This is a genomic window from Youngimonas ophiurae (nom. illeg.), from assembly GCF_049803795.1.
In the GTDB taxonomy this organism is placed as follows: Bacteria; Pseudomonadota; Alphaproteobacteria; order Rhodobacterales; family Rhodobacteraceae; genus Thalassobius.
This window is the reverse complement of record NZ_JBNAGJ010000004.1, coordinates 319,511-343,952: the sequence shown is the minus strand read 5'-3', so window position 1 is coordinate 343,952 and position 24,442 is coordinate 319,511. Positions and strand designations below refer to the sequence as shown.

Sequence of the window (24,442 nt, the reverse complement as noted above, 5' to 3'; positions counted from 1 at the left end):
AAGTGGCGAAATCAGTCATGGCTCACCCCCAGATAGGCGTCGATGACGTCTTGGTTGCTGCGCACCTCGTCGGGGGTGCCGTCGCCGATCTTCTTGCCGTAATCCATGACGACCACGCGGTCCGACAGATCCATCACCACGCCCATATCGTGTTCAATCAGGGCAATCGTGGTGCCGAATTCATCGTTCACATCCAGAATAAAGCGGCTCATGTCCTCTTTTTCCTCGACGTTCATGCCGGCCATGGGTTCGTCCAGCAGCAGCAGGCTGGGTTCGGCCGCCAGGGCACGGGCCAGCTCGACCCGTTTTTTCAGACCATAGGGCAGACGCGCCACGGGGGTTTTGCGGATGGACTGGATTTCCAGAAAGTCGATGACTTTTTCAACGACTTCACGGTTCTCCACCTCTTCCTTCTCGGCGGCGCCTTTCCAGATCGCCTGCTGGAACATGTTGGTTTTCATGTGGTTCAGACGGCCGGTCATCACGTTGTCCAGCACGGTCATGCCTTCGAACAGCGCAATGTTCTGGAAGGTGCGGGCGATGCCCAGACGGGCGACCTCGTAGGGTTTCATGGCCGGACGGCGCGCGCCCTTGTACCAGACCTCGCCTTCCTGCGGGACATAGAACCCCGAGATCACGTTCAGCATCGAGGATTTCCCGGCCCCGTTCGGGCCGATGATGGCACGGATCTCGCCTTCCTTGATGTCAAAGCTGATGTCGGTGATCGCCTTCACCCCGCCGAAACGCAGCGTGATGTTTTTCATCTCCATCAGAGTGCCGCCGATTTTGCGACCGTCTGCGGTAACGTAGCCTTCTTCTTGCATAGCCTGGTTCATTCTGCGGCCACCTTTTGTGTTTTCACCGGCACCACAGCGGCGTCGATCAATTGCAGCGTCGCACTGATCGAGCCCTTGCGGCCGTCCTCGTAGGTCACTTCGGTGGTGGTGTAGATTTCGTCCTTACCGTCATACAAAGCCCCGATCAGATCATCGAATTTCTCTTCGACGATGCGGCGGCGCACCTTGCGGGTACGGGTCATTTCGCCGTCATCCGCGTCCAGTTCCTTGTGCAAAACCAGGAAACGGTGGATCTGACAGCCCGACAGCATCGTGTCCTCGGCAACCGAGCGGTTCACCTCTTCGACGTGATCTTTGATGGCTTGCAGCACCTTGGGATGGCCCGCCAGTTCCTGATAGCTGGAGTAGGCGATGTTATTGCGTTCAGCCCAGTTGCCGACGGCGCTCATGTCGATGTTGATGAAGGCCATACATTTATCGCGGCCATTGCCGAACAGGACGGCCTCCAGCACGTTGGGGAAGAACTTGAGCTTATTCTCAACGTATTTGGGCGCGAACATGCTGCCATCGGCCATTTTGCCAACGTCCTTGGCGCGGTCGATGATCCGCAGATGGCCCGAATCCGTCTCGATAAAACCCGCGTCCCCGGTGGCAACCCAGCCCTCGGCATCCTTGGTCGAGGCCGTGCTTTCGGGGTTTTTATAGTAGGATTCGAAAACACCGGGGCTGCGGTAGAACACCTCGCCATTGTCGTCGATGCGCAGTTCCACACCCGGCGCGGGCACGCCGACCGTATCGTTGCGCACCTCGCCATCGGGCTGCACGGTGATGAACACCGTCGCCTCGGTCTGACCATAGAGCTGTTTGAGATTGATCCCCAACGAGCGGTAGAATTCGAAAATCTCGGGCCCGATTGCCTCACCCGCGGTATAGCCAACGCGCACGCGGCTTAGACCCAGGGTGTTTTTCAGCGGCCCAAAGACAAACAGATTCCCAAGCGCGTATTTCACCCGGTCCAGAAAGCCGACGGGCTTACCATCCAGAATGGCCGGGCCCACCTTTTTCGCGTGGGCCATATAGTGGTGGAACATGCGCTGCTTCAGCTTGCCCGCGTCCTCCATCCGGATCATCACGTTGGTCAGCTGGGTTTCGAAAACGCGCGGCGGGGCGAAATAGTAGGTCGGCCCGATCTCGCGCAGATCCGAGGCCATGGTCTCGGCGCTTTCGGGGCAGTTCACGCAGAACCCGCACCAATAGGCCTGCCCGATCGAGAAGATGAAATCCCCAACCCAGGCCATCGGCAGATAGGCCAGGATTTCCTCGTCCGGGCGCAGGTGATCGAATTCAGACGAATTTTTCGCGCTTTCGATCACGTTGCGGTTCGACAGAACCACGCCTTTGGGTTTGCCCGTGGTGCCCGAAGTATAGAGCATCACGCACTGGCTGTCGTAATCCAGCTTGGCCTTGCGGCGGTCCAGTTCGGGCGTCAGTTCATCGCGCGCGGCAAACCCCTGTTCCTGAACGTGGCTGAATTCATGCAGCTGGCTGTGGTCGTATTTGCGCATCCCGCGCGGATCGACGTAGATCATGTGCTCGAACTGATGCAGACGGTCCTGCACCTCGATCACCTTATCGACCTGTTCCTGATCCTCGGCGATGACGAAACGCGCGCCGCAGTGATCCAGCACATAGGCCATCTCTTCGGCGGCGCTGTCCTGATACAGGGGCACCGGAATCGCGCCCACAGACTGGGCTGCGACCATAGACCAATAGAAATGCGGGCGATTGCGACCGATGATAGCGATGAAATCGCCCTCGTTCACGCCCATGTTGATCAGCCCGCGAGCAAGATTGTTGATCTCGCGCTTGGCCTGGCTCCACGTCCAGCTCTGCCAGATGCCGAACTCTTTTTCCCGATAAGCGGGGCGATCCCCGAACTCGGTGGCGTTACGCTGCAAAAGCGCCGGTATGGACGCCAGTCCACCGGCCGCCTGTGACGACTGTGCCAATTCTGTTCCTCCCAAATGGCCGTTATTTGTGGCCTGCGACCGTCAGCAAACGACGATTCTCCCGTTTGCTAGGGTGCGCAGTTATCTTGAACCGTCAACTTTTTCCTGAACATTTCGAAAATCCTACGAATTGTAACAGGGCCGACATCTTCGCGTTTTCCACGTTGAATCCTACAGGACAAAGGCTTTCCCTGCACGTCCAAAAGGTGCTAATCAATTGAAATATAAGAGGTCATACTGGGAGGCAGGCCTTTGCACCGATATATGGACGCGCTGACAATGGCGGGGCTGAATCTGATTCAGCAGGCCTTGTCGATCTATGACAGCGATTTGAATCTTGTCGTCTGCAATCGCAGGTTTCAGGAAATGTTCGACCTGCCAGCCGAGCTGATCACCCCCGGCGCCAGCTTCGCGCAAACCATTCGTTTTCTGACCCAGCGGGGGGAATATGGCGATGTCGAAGACCCCGAACAGGTCGTTTCGCACCGGGTCGAGCAGGCGCGGGCCTTTGCTCCGCATTACATTGAACGCATCCGCCCGAACGGCAAACGGATCTCGATCGAGGGCAACCCCTTGCCACAGGGGGGCTGGGTGGCCGTTTATACCGACATCACCCGCACCAAGCAGCAAGAGGAATTGCTGCGCGCGCGCTCAGAAGAGCTGACCGACAAGGTGCTGGCCTATGCCGAGGAGCTGGCCACCGCGAACCGCAAGCTGCAATCCACCATCGCCGCGCTGGAAGAAACCAAACGCTATGTCACCGAGGCCGAGGCCCGCACGCGCCTGACAACCGAAATGATGCCCGCCCATATCGCGCATGTGGGGCTGGACCGGCGCTATACGTTCTCGAATCGGCGGCTGAATTCGGTGATGCCGGGCCGCCCCACCGAGATTGTCGGGCTTTATATCGGCGATGCCCTGGGCGAGGCCGCCTATACCGCGATCAGGCCCCATCTGGACGAGGCTTTCGCCGGGCAGGCCTCGGCCTTCGAATTCACTGACGAGGACAGCTCGCGCCGGATCCGCACCTCATTCACGCCCGATCTGGACACCCGCGGAAACGTCACCGGCGTCTATATCATGTCGGTGGACATCACGCAGGAAACCCAGGTGCGCTCGGCGCTTCAGCAGACCCGGCGGCGGGAAATGGCCGCGCAGCTGACCAGCGGCATGGCGCATGATTTTTCCAACCTGCTGACGATCATGCTGGGCAGCCAATCCCGTCTGCAAAAAATGGACCTGCCCAGCCCCGCGCACGAGTTGGTAACCGCAACCCTGTCCGCCGCCCAGCGCGGAGGCACCCTGCTGAACCGTTTGGCCGACATCACCGGCGCGCGCGATTGGAACCCGCAGAAGGCCAGCCTCAGCTCGCTTCTGAAGGATCTGAAAACCCTGGCCCTGCCTGCTCTGCCCGAAACGATGCGGCTGCATGTGAATAATCTGGTGCGCGATGACATGCTGATGCTGGACACCGGGATGCTTCAGGATTCGCTGCTGAACCTGATCCTGAACGCGCGCGATGCCTGTCGCGGCGCGGGGCGGATCACGCTGACCGTTGCCCCCGTGCAGGGCCTGTGGATCGAATTCATGGTAACGGACACCGGCCCCGGATTTTCGGAAACGGCGATGGCGCGCGCGCTGGAACCGTTTTTCACCACCAAAGGCGATGAAGGCTCGGGGCTCGGGCTGGCCATGGTCTATGACATGACCAAACTGGCTGGCGGCCGCGTCCGCCTGAACAACACCGAGGACGGCGGCGGTCAGGTTGTGCTGCGCCTGCCCCTGCGTCTGGTCGCCCCGGAAATTCCCCCCGGCCTGATCCTGCTGGTCGAAGACAGCCCCGAACTGCGCACCGGGATTCGCGAAATGCTGACCGACATGGGCCATACCGTGATTGAGGCCGCCAGCGCCGAGGAGGCCCTGTTGCTGAATTCCGAACTGCCCGAGATCACCCGCATCCTGTCGGACATCACCCTGGCCGGAGAGATGACCGGCGTCGATCTGCTGCGCGCCCTTCCCAATCCGCACCCGCCCTGCTACCTCATGACATCGCTTGCGCCCGAGGATGCGCTGTATCAGGCCGGCTCTGAACTGACCTCCGTCCTGCGCAAACCGTTTTCGACCGCGCAACTGACCACCCTTTTCGCAACCACGATGGCACCGCAATGACTCTGGCACCGCTTGTCACCATTCTGGACGATGAACCCGCGATCCGCACCATGCTGGCTGACGCGCTGCAAGAGGCGGGGTTTCGTACGCTCAGCTTTGGCCGTGCCACCGAATTCGAGGCAGCGCTGAAATCCGCCGCCCCCGATGTCTGCCTGGTGGATCTGTCCCTGCCTGACCGCGACGGGCTGTCGCTGGTGCATCGGCTGGCGCTGGAACAGGGGGCGACGGTGATCATCATCTCGGGGCGGGCGCAGGTGCAGGACCGTGTAACCGGACTGGAACTGGGGGCCGATGACTATATCATCAAACCCTTCGATCCATCCGAGGTGGTCGCCCGAATCCGTGCCCGCCTGCGCCGCGAAAAACCCACAACTCAGACCGGCAACTCAGCGATGTTCAACGGCTGGACGGCCCATTTCGACAGCTACATGCTGGTTGATGACAGCGGGGCCGAAACCCCGTTTTCCCACGCCGAGGGCGAGGTTTTGCGCCTGTTCCTTGAGCGCCCCAAACGTCTGATCTCGCGTGCGTTGATGCAGGAAACGCTGGGCGGCGCTGCGGGTGAAAGCTTTGATCGCGCAATGGATGTGCGCATCTCGCGCCTGCGGACCAAGCTGAAGGAAGACCCAAAAAACCCGCGCCTGATCAAGACAATCTACGGCGCAGGCTATATTTTCCTGGGCGATGTACATTGGAATTGACCTGAGATTCACCAGCTGGATCAGGCTCTTGCGCTGATTCGGCTGGCAGGGTACGATTCTGTCATGCTCAGCTGCCTTATGTACCGCCCCTGCCCCAAATCCGGCCGCCGCCGCTATTATCGCGTCGAGCTAAGCTATAACCTGTTCGAGGAAATCTCGGTTTTGCGGGAATGGGGATTGGCCGGCGGGCGCGGTGCATCGCGCATCGATATTTACGGCAGCCTGCGCCTGGCCTCGGAGGCCGCGGACCGTGTGCGCAATGCAACGCTGAAACGGGGCTATTCACGCGCCGCCTGAAGACACAGCGAAAACCGGGGCACAATTCCAGATGTATTTGCGAAAATGGGCCCCCCGCGTTCTTTCCGCACGCCGAGAGGAAGGCGCGCTGCATTCCGGTTGCACCCGCCCAAGGCTTTGCCTACCCCTGTAGGCAAGCAGCCAACCGGAGTTCCCATGTCCACCATTACTCTTGTCCGCCATGGTCAGGCCAACACGGCCGCTCAGGATGAAGACAGTTATGACAACCTCAGCGATCTGGGGCGGCAGCAAGCGGCCTGGCTGGGCGATCATCTGGACGACACACACGAACATTTCGAGCGCGTCTATTGCGGCACATTGCGCCGTCACCGGCAAACCGCAACGCAAATGCGCGCCCAGGCCCGCGCCGACATTCAGCAGGACGCCCGGCTGAACGAGATGGAGTTCTTCACCCTGGCCAATCTGCTACGCGATCAGCAGGGCATTGCCATGCCCCAATCCCGCGAGCAATTCGTCACCTATATGCCGATGTTGCTGTCCAAATGGCAGGCAGGCGAGATTGAAACACCCCCAGAAACCTTTCAGCAATTCGAAACCCGCGTAAACGAGGCGCTGATCGACATTGCCGCCGGGCGCGGCCCCGCTCTTGTGGTGACGTCGGGCGGGCTGATCGGTATGGCGTTTCGGCAGGCAATGGGGCTGGACATCACCGCATTTTCACGGACTTGCATTGCGATCATGAATACCTCAGTGCATCGTCTACACCCGATTGGCGATCGACTGTCGATGACTCAGTTCAATGCCACCCCGCATCTGGACCGGCCAGACCGGCAATTCGCCCAGACACACCTGTAACCAACTCGCAAAGGACCAACCGATGACGCATCTCTGGGTACGCGCCGAACAACGCCCCAACGAGGACCGGGTCGGCCTGACCCCCGAAGGCACGGCCGAACTGATCGCCGCCGGTATTCGCGTCACGGTCGAACGCAGCAGCACCCGCGCCATTCCCCTACAAGGTTACATCGACGCGGGCGCCGAAATCGCCGCGGAAAACAGCTGGCCGCAAGCGCCTTTGGATGCGATCATCTTCGGCCTGAAGGAGCTGCCCGAGGACGGCACTCCGCTGCCCCATAAACACATCATGTTCGGCCACGCCTATAAGGGCCAGCATTCCGGCAAGGCGCTGCTTGCGCGGTTCAAGGCCGGGGGCGGGACGCTATTCGATCTGGAATATCTGGTGGATGAAACCGGCCGCCGCGTCGCCGCCTTTGGCTATTGGGCGGGCTATGCAGGGGCGGCTGTCACGCTGAAAACCTGGGCCGCGCAACAACGCGGGCAGATTTGCGGCCCCGTCGGTGTTTACCCCAGCAAGGATGCTCTGAACGCTGAACTTCTGTCTGAACTGGACGCGCTGAATGTCCCGCGCCCCACCGCCATGGTGATTGGTGCCCTTGGACGTGTCGGCACTGGCGCGGCGGATTTGTGTACCGCGATGGGCGTTGACGTCACCAAGTGGGACATGGCGGAAACCGCCAGCGGGGGGCCTTTCCCCGAAATCCTGCAGCACAACCTGTTCCTGAACTGTATCTTTGCCCGCCCCGGCACGCCTGTTTTCGTCCCCACCGAGACCCTGACAGCGCCGCGCGCGCTGACGGCCATTGGCGATGTGGCCTGTGATCCCGACAGCGATTACAACCCCGTGCCGATCTATGACCGGGCCACCACCTGGGACGCCCCCGCCCTGCGCGTGGCAACCGACCCGGTGATGGATGTGATGGCGATTGATAACCTGCCCTCGATGCTGCCCGTCGAAAGCTCGCAGGATTACGCCGAACAGCTGCTGCCCTCGCTCAGGACGCTGACGGATCTGACGTCGGGCGTCTGGGGCCGCGCCGAGATTGAATTCAACAAACACGTATCGGAGGTCTGATCATGATCCATTGGTGTGGCACCGGCCTGTCGGCCATTCCCGGTCTGCGGCGTCTGCTGATGGCGGGGCACCCCGTCACCGTCTGGAACCGGACCACCGCAAAAGCGGCCGAGGCCGTCGGAGACCTGACCCAGGACATCCGCGCCTTTACCCTTGACGCGCTAGAGGCCCAGCTGGCCCCCGGTGACATCGTTGTCTCGATGCTGCCTGCCGATATGCACGTCCCGCTGGCCAAACTGTGTTTGCAGCACGGCGCGGATTTCGTGTCTTCCTCGTATATTTCGCCGGAAATGGCCGCTCTGGACCAGGCCGCGCGCGAAAAGGGCCTGCGTTTCGTGAACGAGGTCGGGCTGGATCCGGGCATTGACCATCTGATGGCCCATGCGCTGGTGGCCGATTACCGTGCCTCTGGGGCCTATGATGCGGGCAACACGCTGTCGTTCCTCTCGTATTGCGGAGGGGTGCCGAAAATCCCCAATCCGTTCCGCTATAAATTCAGCTGGTCTCCGCTTGGTGTGCTCAAGGCGTTGCGCTCTCCGTCCCGTTCGATTCGGGATTTCGCCCAATTGCAGGTGAACCGGCCCTGGGATGCGATCAGCAGCTATACCGCCCCCCTGCCCCAGCCCGAAACCTTCGAGGTCTACCCAAACCGCGACTCGCTGCCCTTTATGCAGGATTACAAATTCGACAGCGATTGGCAGGTGAAGGAATTCGTGCGCGGCACCCTGCGCCTGAACGGCTGGGCCGAGGCCTGGTCGAATGTCTTCCAAGAGATTGAAACATTAGAGGGCCCGGCGGGCGAGGCGCGGCTCAAGGAAATGTCCGATCAGTTCTGGGCCGAAAACGCCTATGACCAGGACGAGCCCGACCGCGTGGTGCTGTGTGTCAGCCTGAAGGCAGAAAAGGACGGGCAGCCCGTCTGGCACAAAACCTATGTGATGGATGCCTGGGGCGATGCGCGCGGCACGGCGATGGCGCGGCTTGTTTCCGTTCCGGTGTCTTTGGCGATTGAATCGGTGCTGGCGCGGGCAATCCCCGCCGGTGTGTCTGCTGCGCCCTCGGATCCGAAACTGGTGGATGCCTGGATGGAGGAAATCGGCAAACTGGCCCAGCATCTGGAAATCGTCACCGAAGCCTGACCCAAAAGAGAAACGCCCGCCAATTTGGCGGGCGCATTCCGTCCGTGAGTGGACTTAGCGATACGAGAAGTTGCCTTCGACGGTATCGGCAAACGATCCGCCAAAGACGTAGCTGTTCACCGCACCATTTTCGGCGATGGCACCTTCGCGCGGGTTCAGGACGTCACCGGCCTCGGCCATCAGTTTCTGGCCATAGGTCACGCTGACATAACCCGATTTGGCGATGGCTTCGTCACGCGGATGCAGGATGGACTCGGCCGGGATGCTGCGGGTCATGATCGTGTCATTGGCGTAGCCCTGTTCCGCAACAGCGGCAGAAGCAAAACCCAGAGCGGCGACAGCAGAGATAAGTGCGAATTTCATTTCGATTTCCTTTCGGTTTGTGAGTGATCGTGTTGTCGATCTGAACCCGAAATGGGACCGAAAAGCCGCAGCTTCAAGCAATCCAACCCCCTGAAAACCGTGCGAAAATTCAGCCGACCTCTGCATTTGTGCACGACACAAGAATGTGAGCGCACAATGCGCGTTTTTCCTGAGGTTTTACCCCGGTTGGCCTGTCCGCAGGGCTGTAATTTCACGTCATGTCACGAAAAGCGTGAGCAGGCTTTTCCGCCTTGAAACGACAAAACGGGCCGCTTGGGCCCGTTTCCAATCGCGATTTCGCCTGGATTACCCCCCCCGGATCAGGTCATCCTCTTCCTCAAGCGCGGACAGGCCCAGCTCTTCAAGCCCCGATTCCAGGTGGTCGGGCAGATGCGGCGTGCCGATCAGATAATCCGGCGTGGGCACCGTGGCCTCGGACTGGGCGGTGGCGCGGGCCTCTTGGAATTCGTCCGCATCAAAGCTGCCGCGCCCGATCCACATCAGCGCCACCAGATCGGTCTGTTCCTCTTCGGTCAGACGTTCAAGAAAGGCGCGCAGCTCGCCCTCGGCGCGGTCCAGCTCGCGCGCCATCAGAATGACATTGGCAACCTTGGTTAATGTGATCTCAAGCATGGCGGTTCCTCCTGTCTACGCAGGGCAGTTTCGCCAGAGTCAGGCCACGCGTCCTTGATCTGAGGCAAATCCGCGTTCAGCGTCCTTTCGGCCGGTCGATCCGCACGATGGAACCGTCCTGATCTGGCGCCAGTTCCTCGAAATCGAAATTGTCCAGACGGCGGGCGCGGCGTCCGGCCTTGTCGGCGCTGATCTTGATCTCCGAGATGTCCTTGGCCGCCTGCCCGAAATGACGATCCAGATTTTCCACGCGGGTGCCCAGCCGTTCGACATCGGCGAACAGCATGGCCAGTTCCTTGCGGATCGCGCCGGCCTGTTCGCGCATCCGGGCGTCCTTCAGAATGGCGCGCATCGTGTTCAGCGTCGCCATGCAGGTGGTGGGCGACACGATCCAGACCCGCCGGTCGAACCCTTCGCGCACCAATTCGGGAAAACGCGCGTGCAGCTCGGCATAGACGGCTTCGGAGGGCAGGAACATCAGCGCGCCATCGGCGGTTTCCCCCTCGATCTGGTATTTGTCCGAGATCGCCTTGATATGGGTCCGCACGGCCTGGCGCAGCATGGTGGCGGCACGGTTGAACTGATCCTGGGTTTCGGCCCGGATCAGCGCCTCATAGGGTTCCAGCGGGAATTTGCTGTCAATCACGATGGGCCCCGGCGGGTTGGGCAGATGGATCAGGCAATCGGCGCGTTTGCCGTTGGACAGGGTGGCCTGCCAGGTGAAACTGTCTGCGGGCAGGGCCTTGCTGACAATATCGCGCAGCTGAATCTCGCCGAACGCGCCGCGGGTCTGTTTGTTGGACAGAATGTCCTGCAAGCTCAGCACATCGCCGGACAGTTTGGTGATATTGTCCTGCGCCTTGTCGATGGCTTGCAGACGCTGCTGTAGCTCGCCCAGCGAATGGGCAGTGCGCCGGGCGGATCCTTGCAGGTTCTCATTCATGCTGTGATTGACCTGCGCCAGGCGTTTCTCCATCAGTTGCAGCATGTTTGCCTGGCTGGCCGCCTGCGCCTCGGACACATGAGTCAGCCCGCCCGCCAGTTGCTGCTGCCCGTCCGATAGCATCTGCACCCGCTGCCCCAGCTGCTGCATCTGCTGCGACAAAGGCGCGGCCATGCGGGCCGATTGACCGGCGGCGCGCACAGCCATGATCAGCAGGATCAGCACCAGCAGGATCACGGCGCCAGCGGCCAGCAGAGCGATCATAAAAGGATCGCTCAGGTCATAAAACTGTCCGTTGATTGTCATGTTGTCCGTCCGAATAGGCGTTCGATATCGGCCAGCCGCAGCTCTACATAGGTGGGGCGGCCGTGGTTGCATTGACCAGAATGAGGCGTGGCCTCCATTTCGCGCAGCAGGGCGTTCATTTCCTCGGCCCGCATCCGCCGCCCCGACCGGATCGAGCCATGGCAGGCCACGCGGGACAGGATTGCCTCGATCCGGGCCTGCACCGTCTGGCTGGAGCCCAGATCGGCCAGCTCATCCAGAATGTCCAGAACCATCACGCGGGCGTTTACCTCGCCCAGGATCGCAGGCGTTTCGCGCACGGCCAGCGCACCACCCCCGAAGGGCTCCAGGTAAAGCCCCAGTTTTTGCAGTTCCTCAGCCAGCTCCAGAATACGGGCGCAATCGGCCTCGGACAGCTCGACGATTTCAGGGATCAGCAGCGCCTGCGAGGGCACGCCGTTTTCCGCCATCTGTGCCTTTAGCTTTTCATAGACCAGCCGTTCATGCGCCGCGTGCTGATCAACGATCACCATGCCGGTTTCCGTCTGCGCGATGATATAGTTTTCATGCACCTGCGCGCGGGCGGCGCCCAGCGGCAGACGCTCCAGCGGAGTTTCCTGTGGGGTGTCCACCACCTCTTCGACGCGGGCGCTGTAAGTGTCGCCCAGATCGGCAAAGCCCGGCGCGGGGGCCTGCGCCTGATAGCTGGCGCGCATCGCCCCCATTGACGGGCGATCCATCTGATAAACGCGCGCCGGAGCGTCCACGGGTTCGGGCCGGAAAGCCCCCAGCGTCGCCCCCGCCACCGTGGTCGAGGCCCGGTGCCCCGCCTCGGCCAGCGCGTGACGCAGGGCGGACACGATCAGCCCACGTACTACACCCGGATCGCGAAACCGGACCTCGGATTTGGCAGGGTGCACGTTCACATCCACCTTATGCGGGTCGCATTCGATGAACAGCGCCGCAGCGGGGTGCCGATCCCGGCTGAGGAAATCGAAATAGGCCCCACGTAGCGCCCCGATCAGCAGTTTGTCACGCACCGGGCGGCCATTGACGAACAGGAACTGCGCGACGGCCGAGCCACGCGAATATGTGGGCAGCGCGGCATATCCTGTCAGCAGGAAACCATCGCGCTCGGCGTCGATTTTCAGGGCGTTTTCGGCAAATTCCGTCCCCAGAATGCGCGCCAGACGGCCATGTAGCGCATCGAACAGACCGCCGCTTTCGGGATCAGCGCGGAAAGTCACGCGCCCCTCGCCCCCGCCCGAGACATCGCGCAGGGTGAAGCCTACGAAGGGCTCGGCCATGGCCAGGCGTTTGACGGTGTCGGTGATGGCCTGCATCTCGGCCCGGTCGGTGCGCAGGAATTTCAGACGAGCGGGCGTGGCATAGAACAGATCGCGCAGTTCAACGACCGTGCCAGCCGTCAGCGCAGCGGGTTTGACAGCGGACATCACCCCACCCGCAACGGCGATCTGCGCCGCGTCCTGCCCGGCGGCGCGGCTGGTGATCGTCAGGCGGCCCACCGCCCCCAACGAGGGCAGAGCCTCGCCCCGGAACCCGAAACTATGGATGTTCAGCAGGTCCGTTCCATCGATTTTCGAGGTCGCATGGCGTGACAGCGCCAAGGGCAGCTGACCGGGCGCGATCCCGCAGCCGTCATCGGTGATCTTGATCAGGGTCTTGCCGCCGTCGGCGATGGCAATGTCGATCCGGCGCGCGCCCGCATCCAGCGCGTTTTCCACCAGTTCCTTAACGGCCGAGGCCGGACGCTCAACGACTTCACCCGCCGCAATTCGGTTAATTGCGGCGTCGTCCAGCTGTCGGATGACGGGCTGATCTGTGGATATCTTGGGGTTGGCCTGGGACATACCGCAATTTGTAGCACGCCCCGCGGCGATTCTGCCAACGCGTTTTCTGGGCCGGTTCATCGCCCCTCTGGTCTAGCCTTTCAGCGCCGCGCGATACCAGGCCACCAGCTGCGCGCGCTCTTCGGGCTCCATCCACGATAGGTTCGCCGGGGGCATCGCGTGGGTCACTCCGGCCTGCATATAGATCGCGCGCGCATGGCGGGCCATCTGCGCCTCGGTCTCAAGCACGACACCCTTGGGCGCGTGGCGCAGCCCGTCCCAGGCGGGCTCTTGTGCGTGGCACATCGAGCAACGGCCCATCACGATGTCATAGGCATCCTCGAACCCGTCGGCCTGAACGAACCGGGTCTCAATGGCTGACAGTTCCTCGGGGGGCTCGCGCCACATCGGGGCCAGCGACAGCGCCATCACCGCCACGAACAGACCCGCCGTCAGCCCCCATGTCCACCAGGGCATCCCCTGCCGCGCGTGCATGGTGTTAAAGAAATGCCGGATCGTAACCCCCATCAGAAACACCAAAGCCGCGATGATCCAGTTATACTCTATGGCAAAAGCCAGCGGATAATGGTTCGACAGCATCATGAAGATCACCGGCAGCGTCAGATAATTGTTATGAGTGCTGCGCTGTTTTGCGATTTTCCCGTATTTCGGATCGGGTTTACGCCCGCCCATCAGGTCAGCCACCACGATTTTCTGATTGGGGATGATGATAAAGAACACGTTGGCAGACATGATCGTCGCCGTGAACGCCCCCAGGTGCAGCAGCGCCGCCCGGCCAGAAAAAACGCTGGTATAGAAATAGGACATCGCCACCAGCACGACAAACAACGCTACCATCAGCAGAGTCTGGTTGGCGTTCACGAAAACCTTGCACAGGGTGTTGTAGACCCCCCAACCAAAGGCCAGCGAGACCACGGAAATGGCAATCGCCTGCCAGGCCTCAAGCTCCAGAACGGTCGGGTCCACCAGATAGAATTCGGCCCCCATGTAGTAAACCACCGCCAGCAGCGCGAATCCCGTCAGCCAGGTGGCGTAGCTTTCCCATTTGAACCACACCAGCCCGTCGGGCATGTTTTCCGGCGCGACCAGGTATTTCTGGATGTGATAGAAACCGCCCCCGTGGACCTGCCATTCCTCTCCGTCTGCGCCGCTGGTCAGATTGCGATCGCGGTGCAGGCCCAGATCCAGCGCGATGAAATAAAACGAAGACCCGATCCAGGCGATCGCGGTCACCACATGCAGCCAGCGCAGGGCAAACTCCAGCCATTCGGTGATGACGATCCAATCCAGCATGGGCCTCTCCTGTCTGTTTTGCGCAGGCTATCGCAGCGCGGACTTGTTTGTTAATCCTGCTAATCACAGCAACAGTTTCAAGAGATGGCTGATAATGTCCTACGTGAACAACATCCGCATGTTCGTCCGCGTCTATGAATTGGGCGGCATGAGCGCGGCGGCGCGGGATCAGCGATGCTCGCCCGCGGTGGCGTCTTCGCGGATTGCCGAGCTGGAAAAGCACCTGGGTGTGCGGCTGTTCAATCGCACCACCCGCGCGCTCAGCGCCACCGAACACGGCGAGCTGTTCTATGACGGGGCCCTGCGCATTCTGGATGCAATCGACACCGCCGAGGCCGCCGTGATGGAGGCCACCCAATCGCCGCGCGGAACGCTGTTCGTGGCCGCGCCTCTGGGTGTCGGGCGCAGGTTCATCGCCCCAGCCGTGCCCGCCTTTAAACGCGCCTATCCGCAGATCGACATCCGGTTGCGCCTGTCGGATCGGGTGGTGGATGTCACCGGCGAGGGGCTGGATCTGGCCTTTCATCTGGGGCCTTTGTCGGACAGCGATCTGAAAATACGGGTGATCGCGGATTGCCCACGGATTTTATGCGCGGCTCCGTCCTATGTGGCGCGGCGCGGGATGCCGGCGGACGGGCAGGCTCTGGTGGATCAGGCGCATGACTGTCTGAACCTGCGCTTTCCCGGCGCTAAAGAGTTTCAATGGACGCTGCAAACCCAGGCCGGCCCGCGACGCTTTGAAATCCGGGGGCCATTTGAAACCGACGATGGCGATGTCCTGACCGGGTGGGCGCTGGATGGGGCCGGGATCGTCCTGAAACCGATATTCGAGGTGGCCGAGCATCTGCGCTCTGGGGCGCTGGTGCCCGTTGCCCCCCAAACGCCGCCCCTGCCCACGCAACTGGCCTCGCTTACGCCCAGCAGGAAATTGCGCGATCCCAAGGTGCAGCTGTTCTCGGATTTCATCACGGCCCATTGCAAAGAGGCGCTGGCGGCCGTTCCGCAGGATTTCCCGGCCAGCCGATCCGAATGAAAAAACCCAGGCGCAGCGCGCCTGGGTCAGTGTCGAAAAGCTGATCAGGAAGGAGAAATCAGCCTTTGGAGAATTCGGGGTACGCTTCCATACCCAGTTCAGCCATATCCAGGCCGTTGATCTCGGTTTCTTCGTCAACACGCAGGCCCATGACAATCTTCAGGATGAACCAGACGACTGCCGACATGACCACGGTGGCCAGGCCAATGACGATGATACCGTACAGCTGAGCACCGATGGTTGCGTCACCGTTGGTGAAGACAACAGCGATGGTGCCCCAGATACCGGCGATCAGGTGGACCGGGATGGCACCAACCACGTCGTCGATTTTCAGCTTGTCCAGCATCGGAACCGCGAAGACCACGATCACACCGCCGACCATACCGATCAGGGTAGCTGCGCCCAGGGTGGGGGTCAGCGGCTCGGCGGTGATCGACACCAGACCGGCCAGCGCGCCGTTCAGCACCATGGTCAGGTCAGGCTTTTTGTACAGGATCTGCGTCAGGATCAGGGCCGCGATAGCGCCGCCTGCTGCTGCGGTGTTGGTGTTCGAGAAGATACGCGACACATCGGCAACGTCACCAACCGAGCCCATGGCCAGCTGCGAACCGCCGTTGAAGCCGAACCAACCCAGCCACAGGATGAACGTCCCCAGGGTTGCCAGCGTCAGGTTCGAGCCGGGCATCGGGATGGTTTTGCCATCTTTGTACTTGCCGATACGCGGGCCCAGGATGATCGCGCCAGTCAGAGCAGCCCAGCCGCCGACCGAGTGCACGATGGTCGAACCAGCGAAGTCCGAGAAGCCAGCCTCGCCCACGAAACCGCCGCCCCAGGTCCACGATGCGGTGAACGGGTAGATGATGGCCGTCAGGATGATGGTGAAGATCAGGAAGGGCCACAGCTTGATACGCTCGGCCAGGGTGCCCGACACGATCGAGGCAGTGGCAGCACAGAACATCAGCTGGAAGAAGAAGTCCGAGCCGGTCGAGGCATAGGAGTAATCGTCAGCTGCGTCAGCGGTCACGCCCACGGCTTCCAGAACACCGGGGCCCCAGACGCCGGACAGGATACCTTCGACCGACCAGGTGCCCAGCGGGTACATCAGGTTATAACCGATCAGGTAGTAGAAGATGGCGGCCAGACCGAACAGCGCCATGTTCTTGGTCAGCTGCATGGCCACGTTTTTCGAACGCACCAGGCCTGCTTCCAGCATGGCAAAGCCAGCAGCCATGAAGAACACCAGGAAGCCGCCCACAAGGAACAGCAGCGAGTTCAGGATGAAGACGGTATCGGTCGAGGGGTTCACGCCCGCAACCGGCCCTTCTTCTGCAAGACCCAGGCTGGGCAGCGCGGTCAGCGCGGCGGCCAGGGCCAGTTTTTTCGTCAGGTTCATAGTCATTTCCTTAGTTTCCCCCGTCCGCGTCTTACAGCGCGTCATCGTTCGATTCGCCGGTACGCACGCGAACTGCCTGTGCGACATCCAGCACGAAAATCTTGCCGTCACCGATTTTGCCGGTACGTGCAGTGTTGGTGATGGTTTCGACGACCTGATCGGCCATCGAGGCATTCACCACGATTTCCAGTTTGATTTTCGGCACGAAATTCACGGCGTATTCGGCACCGCGATAGATTTCCGTGTGGCCCGACTGCGAACCGAAACCTTTAATCTCGGTCACCATCATGCCGCGCACGCCGATTTCGGTCAGCGCTTCGCGAACCTCCTCCAGCTTGAACGGTTTGATCGTAGCAATGATGAGTTTCACCTTGATCCCCTTGTCGTTATGCTGCGGGCACCCCCGCTGATTGCACTCGCAGAGAAACACGAGGTTCAGCAGTCGGGGGAAGGGAACAGCCCAAAAATGCGACTAAAACCGAAGGTGTTTGCTTATTTTTTAATCATTACAGCATATCTGCACAAATATAAGGCTTAATGAAAACCGCATTTGGGATGCAGCTAAACCTCAACATTCCCGGAATCACCGGGTATGATGTGAAAAAATTGGGCTCGGGCAGGGCAAGAGATGAGTGATTCAGGGCGTAAGAAGCCGCCGTTGGTGGCGGAAAAACGGTATAAAAACCCTAAAAAAACGGTAAAGACGGCGAAAAAACCGGCTGCCACGCGCAAACCGCGCAAAAAGGCGCCCGCCAAAAAGACGCGCAGAAACCCCATCATAGCAGCGATTCTGGGGCTGTTTCGCTGGGTGCTGCGCCTGATCTGGGGCTTTTCCTGGCGGATCGGGCTGATTGTCTGCCTGCTGATCGCAATGGCCGTCGGGTATTTCTACACCACTTTGCCGCCTGTAAACGAATTGCTGGACGGGCGCGCCAAGGGCTCGGTCACGATGATGGACCGGGACGAGAAGATCTTTGCCTGGCGCGGCGACACCTTTGGCGGGGCGGTGACGGCCGAATCCGTCAGCCCGCATCTGAAGAACGCCGTCATCGCGACCGAGGACAAACGATTCTATCTGCATTTCGGACTCAGCCCCCGCGGCATTGCCAGCGCCATCCGCATCAACCTGCGCGAAGGGCGCGGGCCGCTTTCGGGGCATGGCGGATCCACCATCACGCAGCAGACCGCGAAACTGCTATGCCTGGGCGTTGTCTACGATGACACCCAATGGGACAGCGAGGCCGCCTACGAGGCCGACTGCCGCCGGGGCTCTTTGTGGCGCAAGGCGAAAGAGGCGATTTACTCCATGGCGATGGAGGCCAAATACACCAAGGATGAGATCCTCAGCATCTATCTGAACCGCGCCTATATGGGCGGCGGCGCATACGGGGCCGAGGCCGCCGCGCAGCGTTTCTTTGCCAAACCCGCCGCCGCACTGAACCCGGCCGAGGCCGCGATGATTGCCGGGCTGCTGACCGCGCCCACGTCCCTGTCCCCCACCAACAATCTGAAACGGTCACAGAACCGGGCCGGGGTGGTGATCGGGCTGATGCAGGAACAGGGCTATCTGTCGGATCGCGCCGCCCAGGCCGCGCTGGACACCCCTGCCCAGCTGTCCGAGGCCGCCGAGGCCCGCGCCGGCGGCTATTTCGCCGATTGGGTGATGTCCTCGGGGCCCGAGTTTTTCACCCGCAGCTCGGCCTCGGATGTGGTGATCAAGACCACGCTGGACCAGCGCCTGCAAACCGCCGCCGAGGACGCGCTGGCCTATATTTTCGAAAACAAGGTCAAGGAAGGTTCCAAGGCGCAGGCCGCCATTGTTGTCATGAGCGCGGACGGGGCCGTGCGCGCCATGGTGGGCGGCCGCAAGACCAAGGTCGCCGGGGCGTTCAACCGCGCCACCCAGGCGCTGCGGCAGACGGGATCCTCGTTCAAACCCTTTGTCTATGCCACTGCGCTGGAGCTGGGCTGGTCGGCCAATGACACGATTGTGGACGAACAGATCACCATCAACATTCCCGGCTCGGGCGCCTGGACACCACAGAACTATGACCGCAAATTCCACGGGCGCGTCACCCTGACCGAGGCTTTGCGGACCTCTCTGAACATCCCGGCGGTGAAACTGGCGCAGGATGTGGGGCTGGAAAATGTACGCAAGATTGCCGCCGATTTCGGGCTGGAATCGGATCTGGCGCAGGGACCGGCGCTGGCGCTGGGGGCCTCGGAATCCACGCTGATTGAAATGACGGGCGCTTATGCCGGGATTCTGAATGGCGGCAGTTCAGTTAAGCCCTACGGGCTGATCGAATTGCGGATGCAGGGCGATGATGAGCCCGTGATGACCGCCACCGGCGGGATCGGCGAGCGGGTGATCCGCGAAGAGGCCGCGCAAGAGCTGATCTGGATGATGCACAAGGTTGCAACCGAGGGCACCGGGCGGCGGGCGCTGCTGGGGGATCGTCCGATCGCGGGCAAGACCGGCACCACTCAGGCCGCGCGCGATGCCTGGTTCATTGGGTTCAGCGCCGACTATGTGGCCGGGGTGTGGATGGGCTATGATGACAATACGCCTTTGACCGGGGTGACGGGCTCGGGGCTACCCGCCGAGATCTGGCACGAAACGATGACGCGTGTGCACGAAGGCGTGCCCGTCTCGCCGCTGCCGATGCTGGAGGGGGGCTCGCGGCCCAAAAGGACGCCCAGCGATGACCGGGACCGGACCAAGAAGGGGATCGAAAGACTGCTGGACGATCTGCTGGGCGGGGGTGGCAACCGCTGATCCGGGGGGGCGTTTCCGGGCCTTGATCCAAAGGAGCGCTAACGCGCGCTTGTCTGCTCGTCGTCGGCTTTGCCGCCGTCTCGGGCTGCCGGACGGTGACGCATCTTAGCCCCCGCAGTGTGAAGACGAGAAAGCCGCCCCAGCGCCCGGCAATCACCAGGGTGATTTATAGAGGCTTGCGCAGGGACGGCGGTCTGGTTTGAAGCGGGCCGGATCAGCCGGTTTTCTTCAAATCCGTGATCATCTGGTCGATATCGCCTTTGCGGCGATCCAGCATGGCGCCGATTTCTTCGCGTTCGGTCAGCAGCATGTTGATGCCTTCAATATACATGTTGAAGAACAGATCCTTGCCGGTGCGATCCGAAACATGGAAGTCCAGCTCGAACGGGGCTTCGCCGCGCAGGTGGGCGATGGTGCGCACCTGATAGAAGCTTTTGACCTTTTGCACGCCCTGCACTTCGAGCCGCCCCCCGATGAATTCACGGAACCGTTTGCCGTATTTGCGCGAGACATAGCCGGTGAAGGCCTCGGTGAAGGATTTCTTCTGTGCGCTGCTGGCGCGGCGACCGTCCACGCCCATGGCATAGGCGGCGATATAGGGCAGATCGGCATATTTGCGGAAAATCACCTCGAAATCGCCAATCATCGCCCGTTCGGATTTGCCCGAGTCGATGACCCGGTTGATCTCGGACACCAGCGCATTCACCAGCGTTTCAGCCTGCGCGTTGTTCAAAGCCAGAGCCTGCCCCGGCAGCGCCAGGCTGGCCCCGGTAGCGGCCAGAAAAATTCGGCGGGAAAAATACGACATTTAAGTACCCTTCTTAAAACCCATCCGTGTCGATGTCTTCTGGGGCGATATAGGTATCCTCGGTGGCCATTCCCAGTTCGTGCCGGCGATTTTGCAGGTACATGGTCCGTCCCTGCGCGTAGCTGTCGGCGCTTTCATAGAGGATGGAATCGACGATATCCGCATAGCGGCCCCGGTCTCCTACTTTTGCCGCAACTTCGGCGACCTTGCCAATGTTGCGTTCGCGCGTCGGCAAAACATAGCTGAGCGGGTTGGTGAACAGATCCACCACCTTGCCCGCAGCGTCGCGTTCGGTGGACGGGCCAAGCGCGGGGAGCTCTACATAGGCGCCCTCGGGGGCACCCCAGACATGCAGGGTTTCGCCGAAATCGGATTCGTCCGGATACAGCCCCAGATCCGAGGCCGCGTCGAACAGCCCGCCAAAGCCCAGTGTCACGTTGATCACGAAGCGGGTCACGTTCCGCGCCACGCCCGGCACATCCCCCTGAAGCGCGTGGTTCACAGCCGAGGACGGCTCGCCCAGGTTTTCCGCGAAATTACCGACGCTGATCGCGATGCCCTCGGGGACGACGGTCACATAGCCCTTGGCGGCAGGCCGCACCAGAGCCCGGTCCAGGGCGCGGTTGAATTCGTGGGTTTTACGGTTGCCCTCTTCATAGGGATCGAAAATCTCGCCTTGCGGATGGTCGGGCCCCGCAACGGTGCACCCGGCCAAAGCCGCAATCAACACGGCCGCGCCCAACTTAGGCAAAACGGAAGAAGGGATATTGTAATGCTGTACCGGCACGTTTTTTTCCAATATCAGTCGTTTGGTGATCTATTTAGTCGAAGTATTAAGGAAGCCCAGCCACCCTGTCCGGCAAGTCAATTCTCTGTGGCAGATGTGTGACAGAGCTTTGGGCGTTGCAATTACAGCAAAACGCCACAAACCGAAAGGGCAGGCCATGGGAAAACCGGACCTCAGAGAATGAAGAACCCAAAAATAGAAGCTGGCAAAGACGAGCTGCGCGCCGCGCGACGCGAGAGTCGCGGGCTCTTTTGGACCGTCGGACTCTTCAGTTTTTTCGTGAACCTGCTGATGCTGACCGGGCCGCTCTACATGCTGCAGGTCTATGACCGGGTGCTGGGCAGCCGGTCGTTTGAAACATTGTTCGGGCTGACCCTGATTGTCGGGTTCCTGTATGGGATGATGGGATTGCTGGACTTCTCGCGCGCAAGGATCATGGCGCGGGTGGGTTCGCGGTTTCAGGCGCGGCTGGATCAACGTGTGTTTGACGCCGTGATCCGAAAATCCTCGATCGCGCCGGACGAAAGCAGCGCCACCGGGCTGCGCGATCTGGAATCGATCCAGCGATTGCTGATTTCTCCGCCGCTGATGGCGCTGTTCGATATGCCCTGGACCCCCATTTTCCTGGCCGGGATTTTGCTGTTTCACCCCTGGCTGGGCTATCTGGCAATCGGAGGCGGGGCGATCCTGATCCTGCTGACCATCCTGAATCAGGCCACCACGCGCCTGCCCGTCGCCCGCGCCAATATGGCCACCGTTCAGTCCGAGCAGATCTCGGGGCAAATGGTGAATGAAGCGGAAATGGTGCAGGCCATGGGAATGCGCGAGGCCAGCTTTCATCGCTGGCAGACAGCCCGCGATCAGGCGCTGCGACAATCGCTGGCGGCCTCGGATATGGGGGGGCTGTTCAGCGTCCTGACCAAGACCTTCCGCCTGTTCCTGCAATCGGCCATGCTGGGGCTGGGCGCCTATCTGGTGCTGGTGGGCGAACTAAGCCCCGGTGCAATGATTGCGGGCTCCATCCTGATGGGCCGCGCCTTGGCCCCGATCGAGCTGGCCATCGGTCAATGGCCCCTGTTCCAGCGCGCCGCCAAAGGTTGGGAAAGCCTGGCGCTGCTGCTGGGCACCGTCCCGCCCGAACAGCCGCGCACCGCCCTGCCCACGCCCCAGGCCAAGCTGGAGGTGCAGCAATTGACGCTGGTCCCGCCCGGACAATCGCAGGCCACGCTGCGGATGGTGAATTTCGTGGTGCAGCCGGGGCAGGCTCTGGGCGTCATTGGCACCTCGGGCGCGGGGAAATCCACGCTGGCGCGCGCAATCACCGGGCTGTGGCGGCCCGCAGGTGGGAAAATCCGTCTGGATGGGGCATCGATCGAGCAATACGACCCCTCCGTTCTGGGCCAGCTGATCGGCTATCTGCCACAACGGGTAGAGCTGTTCGACGGCACGATTGCCGAAAACATCGCCCGCCTGTCCCCCACCCCGGATGCGGCCAAAATCGTCGCCGCCGCGAAAAAGGCCGACGCCCACGCGATGATCCTGAAGATGCCCGAGGGGTACGACACCCGCGTTGCGGCCTCGGGCGGGCGTCTGTCGGGCGGTCAGATCCAACGGATCGGCCTGGCGCGCGCAATGTATTCGGACCCGGTGATCCTGGTTCTGGACGAGCCGAACTCAAATCTGGATAACGAAGGCAGCCAGGCCCTGAACAACGCCATCCGCGCCATGAAATCCGAGGGCAAATCCGTGCTGATCATGGCCCACCGCCCCGCCGCCATTCAGGAATGCGATCTGCTGCTGATGCTGGACGGCGGCCAGGTCCGCGCCTTTGGCCCCAAAGACGATGTACTTAAAAAAGTCGTACAGAACCGACAGGCCCTGGCGCGCGGCGATAATCAGGGGGGCGTCCAATGACCCGGACAGACACCACGAAATTCCCGGTGCGCGGCCCGCTGACGCTGGGGCTGGCAGCGCTGGTGGTGCTGCTCGCCGGTTTCGGCGGCTGGGCGGCGCTGACGAATATCTCGGGCGCGGTGATTGCCTCGGGGCAGGTCGAGGTAGACCAGAACCGGCAGGTCGTGCAGCATCCCGACGGCGGCGTCATTCAGGATATTCTGGTGGACGAGGGCGATTTCGTCGAGGCCGGACAGATGCTGATCCGCCTGGATCCGGACGATCTGCAAACCCAGCTGACAATCATCGAAGGCCAGCTTTACGAGCTGATGGCCCGCCGTGGCCGCCTGGAGGCCGAGCGCGACGGCCGCGCTGACATCCGGTTCGATCCCCGCCTGCAAGAGGCCGGCGCGGCCGACCCCAAGGTGCTGGAACTGATGCAGGGGCAGGCGCAACTGTTGCAGGCGCGCTTGGATTCTGTGCGTCAGGAGATCGCGCAACTGGAAAAACGCCGCGGGCAGATCAGCAGCCAGATCGAGGGCATCGACGCGCAGCGCAGCGCACTGTCCGCACAGCTGGACCTGATCCAAGAGGAACTGGCCAGCCAGCGCACCCTGCTGGAAAAGGGCCTGGCGCAGGCCGCGCGGGTTCTTTCCCTGCAAAGAGAGGAGGCAAAGCTGGCCGGGCAGGTCGGGCAACTGGCCTCGGAACGGGCGCAGGCCGAGGGGCGGATCACCGAGATTGAGCTGGAAATCCTGAAAAAGGACACGCTGCGCCGCGAAGAGGCCCTGACCACCCTGCGCGACCTGCAATATCGCGAGCTGGAATCGGCAGAAAACCGACGCGCGACGCTGCAAAAACTACAGCGTCTGAACCTGCGGGCACCGGTGTCCGGAGTCGTGTATGGGCTACAGTTTTTCGCCCCCCGTTCGGTCATCAAACCCGCCGATCCCGTGCTGTTTCTTGTGCCTCAGGACCGGCCTCTGGTGGTGGCCGCGCAGGTGCCTCCGATTCATGTGGATCAGATTTTCCTTGGGCAGGACGTGACATTGCGGTTTTCGACATTCGATCAGCGGGACACCCCGGAATTGTTTGGCAAAGTCGCGCAAATCTCGGCGGATGCGTTTACTGATCAGGCCACCCAGGCCGCTTTTTACCGGATTGAGGTTCTGCCCAACGAGGGAGAGCTGTCGCGCCTGCCGGACGGGGCCAAACTGCTGCCCGGAATGCCCGTCGAGACCTTCATCCGCACCAAGGACCGCACGCCTCTGGCCTATCTGATCAAGCCCCTGTCGGACTATTTCACCAAGGCCTTCCGCGAATAGGCGTCTTGCATTCGCCGGGCGGTGCGCTAG

21 protein-coding genes are annotated in these 24,442 nt (G+C 61.4%); 10 read left to right on the top strand and 11 right to left on the bottom strand.

All coding sequences use genetic code 11. The features are described from left to right. Positions 1–11: 11 nt before the first annotated feature. Positions 12–836 (bottom strand): ABC transporter ATP-binding protein, encoded by an 825-nt coding sequence (locus tag ACP15O_RS11630; protein WP_425096263.1) that lies wholly within the window; start codon positions 834–836, stop codon positions 12–14. Further along, positions 833–2,776 (bottom strand): AMP-binding protein, encoded by a 1,944-nt coding sequence (locus ACP15O_RS11625; protein ID WP_425096296.1) that lies wholly within the window; start codon positions 2,774–2,776, stop codon positions 833–835. Before ACP15O_RS11625 ends, ACP15O_RS11630 begins: the two co-directional genes overlap by 4 nt. A 294-nt stretch (positions 2,777–3,070) precedes the next feature. Between ACP15O_RS11625 and ACP15O_RS11620 the strand changes: the two genes are divergently transcribed. The 6 genes from ACP15O_RS11620 (at position 3,071) to ACP15O_RS11595 (ending at position 9,006) form a co-directional block, all read left to right on the top strand. After that, positions 3,071–4,975, top strand: a complete 1,905-nt coding sequence (locus ACP15O_RS11620) for a hybrid sensor histidine kinase/response regulator (RefSeq protein ID WP_425096262.1) — start codon at positions 3,071–3,073, stop codon at positions 4,973–4,975. Then, on the top strand, positions 4,972–5,676 hold the full coding sequence (locus ACP15O_RS11615) for a response regulator transcription factor (RefSeq protein WP_425096261.1): 705 nt from the start codon (positions 4,972–4,974) through the stop codon (positions 5,674–5,676). The genes ACP15O_RS11620 and ACP15O_RS11615 overlap by 4 nt, the downstream gene beginning before the upstream one ends. A gap of 63 nt (positions 5,677–5,739) precedes the next feature. After that, the gene (locus tag ACP15O_RS11610; protein WP_425096260.1) at positions 5,740–5,973 is read left to right on the top strand and encodes a WGR domain-containing protein; all 234 of its coding nucleotides are present in this window, start codon (positions 5,740–5,742) and stop codon (positions 5,971–5,973) included. 156 nt (positions 5,974–6,129) lie between these two features. After that, positions 6,130–6,789: a histidine phosphatase family protein gene (locus ACP15O_RS11605; protein WP_425096259.1), complete on the top strand. Its 660-nt coding sequence runs from the start codon at positions 6,130–6,132 to the stop codon at positions 6,787–6,789. Positions 6,790–6,811: 22 nt separating this feature from the next. After that, positions 6,812–7,867 carry a saccharopine dehydrogenase gene (locus ACP15O_RS11600; protein WP_425096258.1) on the top strand — a complete coding sequence of 352 codons (1,056 nt, stop codon included), beginning with the start codon at positions 6,812–6,814 and terminating at the stop codon, positions 7,865–7,867. After that, on the top strand, positions 7,867–9,006 hold the full coding sequence (locus ACP15O_RS11595) for a saccharopine dehydrogenase family protein (protein ID WP_425096295.1): 1,140 nt from the start codon (positions 7,867–7,869) through the stop codon (positions 9,004–9,006). The genes ACP15O_RS11600 and ACP15O_RS11595 overlap by 1 nt, the downstream gene beginning before the upstream one ends. Before the next feature lie 54 nt (positions 9,007–9,060). Here ACP15O_RS11595 and ACP15O_RS11590 read toward each other — a convergent pair whose 3' ends face one another. The 5 genes from ACP15O_RS11590 to ACP15O_RS11570 all read right to left on the bottom strand — a co-directional run bounded on the left by ACP15O_RS11590 (position 9,061) and on the right by ACP15O_RS11570 (position 14,394). Beyond that, the gene (locus ACP15O_RS11590) at positions 9,061–9,369 is read right to left on the bottom strand and encodes a hypothetical protein (protein WP_425096257.1); all 309 of its coding nucleotides are present in this window, start codon (positions 9,367–9,369) and stop codon (positions 9,061–9,063) included. Between the two features lie 306 nt (positions 9,370–9,675). Beyond that, positions 9,676–10,002 (bottom strand): DUF3775 domain-containing protein, encoded by a 327-nt coding sequence (locus ACP15O_RS11585; protein ID WP_425096256.1) that lies wholly within the window; start codon positions 10,000–10,002, stop codon positions 9,676–9,678. A 76-nt stretch (positions 10,003–10,078) separates the two neighbouring features. Further along, positions 10,079–11,251: a DNA recombination protein RmuC gene (locus ACP15O_RS11580; protein ID WP_425096255.1), complete on the bottom strand. Its 1,173-nt coding sequence runs from the start codon at positions 11,249–11,251 to the stop codon at positions 10,079–10,081. Then, positions 11,248–13,101 (bottom strand): DNA mismatch repair endonuclease MutL, encoded by a 1,854-nt coding sequence (gene mutL / locus ACP15O_RS11575; RefSeq protein ID WP_425096254.1) that lies wholly within the window; start codon positions 13,099–13,101, stop codon positions 11,248–11,250. Before mutL ends, ACP15O_RS11580 begins: the two co-directional genes overlap by 4 nt. 72 nt (positions 13,102–13,173) lie before the next feature. Further along, positions 13,174–14,394 (bottom strand): urate hydroxylase PuuD, encoded by a 1,221-nt coding sequence (locus tag ACP15O_RS11570; protein ID WP_425096253.1) that lies wholly within the window; start codon positions 14,392–14,394, stop codon positions 13,174–13,176. A gap of 94 nt (positions 14,395–14,488) precedes the next feature. Here ACP15O_RS11570 and ACP15O_RS11565 point away from each other — a divergent pair, with 94 nt between their 5' ends. Next, entirely contained in the window at positions 14,489–15,427 is a 939-nt protein-coding gene (locus ACP15O_RS11565; protein WP_425096252.1) for a LysR family transcriptional regulator, read from the top strand. Positions 15,428–15,485: 58 nt separating this feature from the next. Here ACP15O_RS11565 and ACP15O_RS11560 read toward each other — a convergent pair whose 3' ends face one another. Both ACP15O_RS11560 and ACP15O_RS11555 read right to left on the bottom strand, forming a co-directional pair. Continuing rightward, positions 15,486–16,820 (bottom strand): ammonium transporter, encoded by a 1,335-nt coding sequence (locus ACP15O_RS11560; protein ID WP_425096251.1) that lies wholly within the window; start codon positions 16,818–16,820, stop codon positions 15,486–15,488. A 31-nt stretch (positions 16,821–16,851) separates the two neighbouring features. Further along, positions 16,852–17,190, bottom strand: a complete 339-nt coding sequence (locus ACP15O_RS11555; RefSeq protein ID WP_319827750.1) for a P-II family nitrogen regulator — start codon at positions 17,188–17,190, stop codon at positions 16,852–16,854. 258 nt (positions 17,191–17,448) lie between these two features. Here ACP15O_RS11555 and ACP15O_RS11550 point away from each other — a divergent pair, with 258 nt between their 5' ends. Next, the gene (locus tag ACP15O_RS11550) at positions 17,449–19,599 is read left to right on the top strand and encodes a transglycosylase domain-containing protein (protein WP_425096250.1); all 2,151 of its coding nucleotides are present in this window, start codon (positions 17,449–17,451) and stop codon (positions 19,597–19,599) included. A 214-nt stretch (positions 19,600–19,813) separates the two neighbouring features. Here the strand turns inward: ACP15O_RS11550 and ACP15O_RS11545 are convergent, their stop codons facing one another. Together ACP15O_RS11545 and ACP15O_RS11540 are read right to left on the bottom strand one after the other, a co-directional pair. Further along, entirely contained in the window at positions 19,814–20,407 is a 594-nt protein-coding gene (locus tag ACP15O_RS11545) for an MlaC/ttg2D family ABC transporter substrate-binding protein (RefSeq protein ID WP_425096249.1), read from the bottom strand. A gap of 13 nt (positions 20,408–20,420) precedes the next feature. Beyond that, positions 20,421–21,194 carry an MlaA family lipoprotein gene (locus tag ACP15O_RS11540; protein ID WP_425096248.1) on the bottom strand — a complete coding sequence of 258 codons (774 nt, stop codon included), beginning with the start codon at positions 21,192–21,194 and terminating at the stop codon, positions 20,421–20,423. A gap of 180 nt (positions 21,195–21,374) precedes the next feature. Between ACP15O_RS11540 and ACP15O_RS11535 the strand changes: the two genes are divergently transcribed. Continuing rightward, the gene (locus ACP15O_RS11535) at positions 21,375–23,108 is read left to right on the top strand and encodes a type I secretion system permease/ATPase (RefSeq protein ID WP_425096247.1); all 1,734 of its coding nucleotides are present in this window, start codon (positions 21,375–21,377) and stop codon (positions 23,106–23,108) included. After that, positions 23,105–24,412, top strand: a complete 1,308-nt coding sequence (locus tag ACP15O_RS11530; RefSeq protein WP_425096246.1) for an HlyD family type I secretion periplasmic adaptor subunit — start codon at positions 23,105–23,107, stop codon at positions 24,410–24,412. Before ACP15O_RS11535 ends, ACP15O_RS11530 begins: the two co-directional genes overlap by 4 nt. Positions 24,413–24,442: the final 30 nt, after the last annotated feature.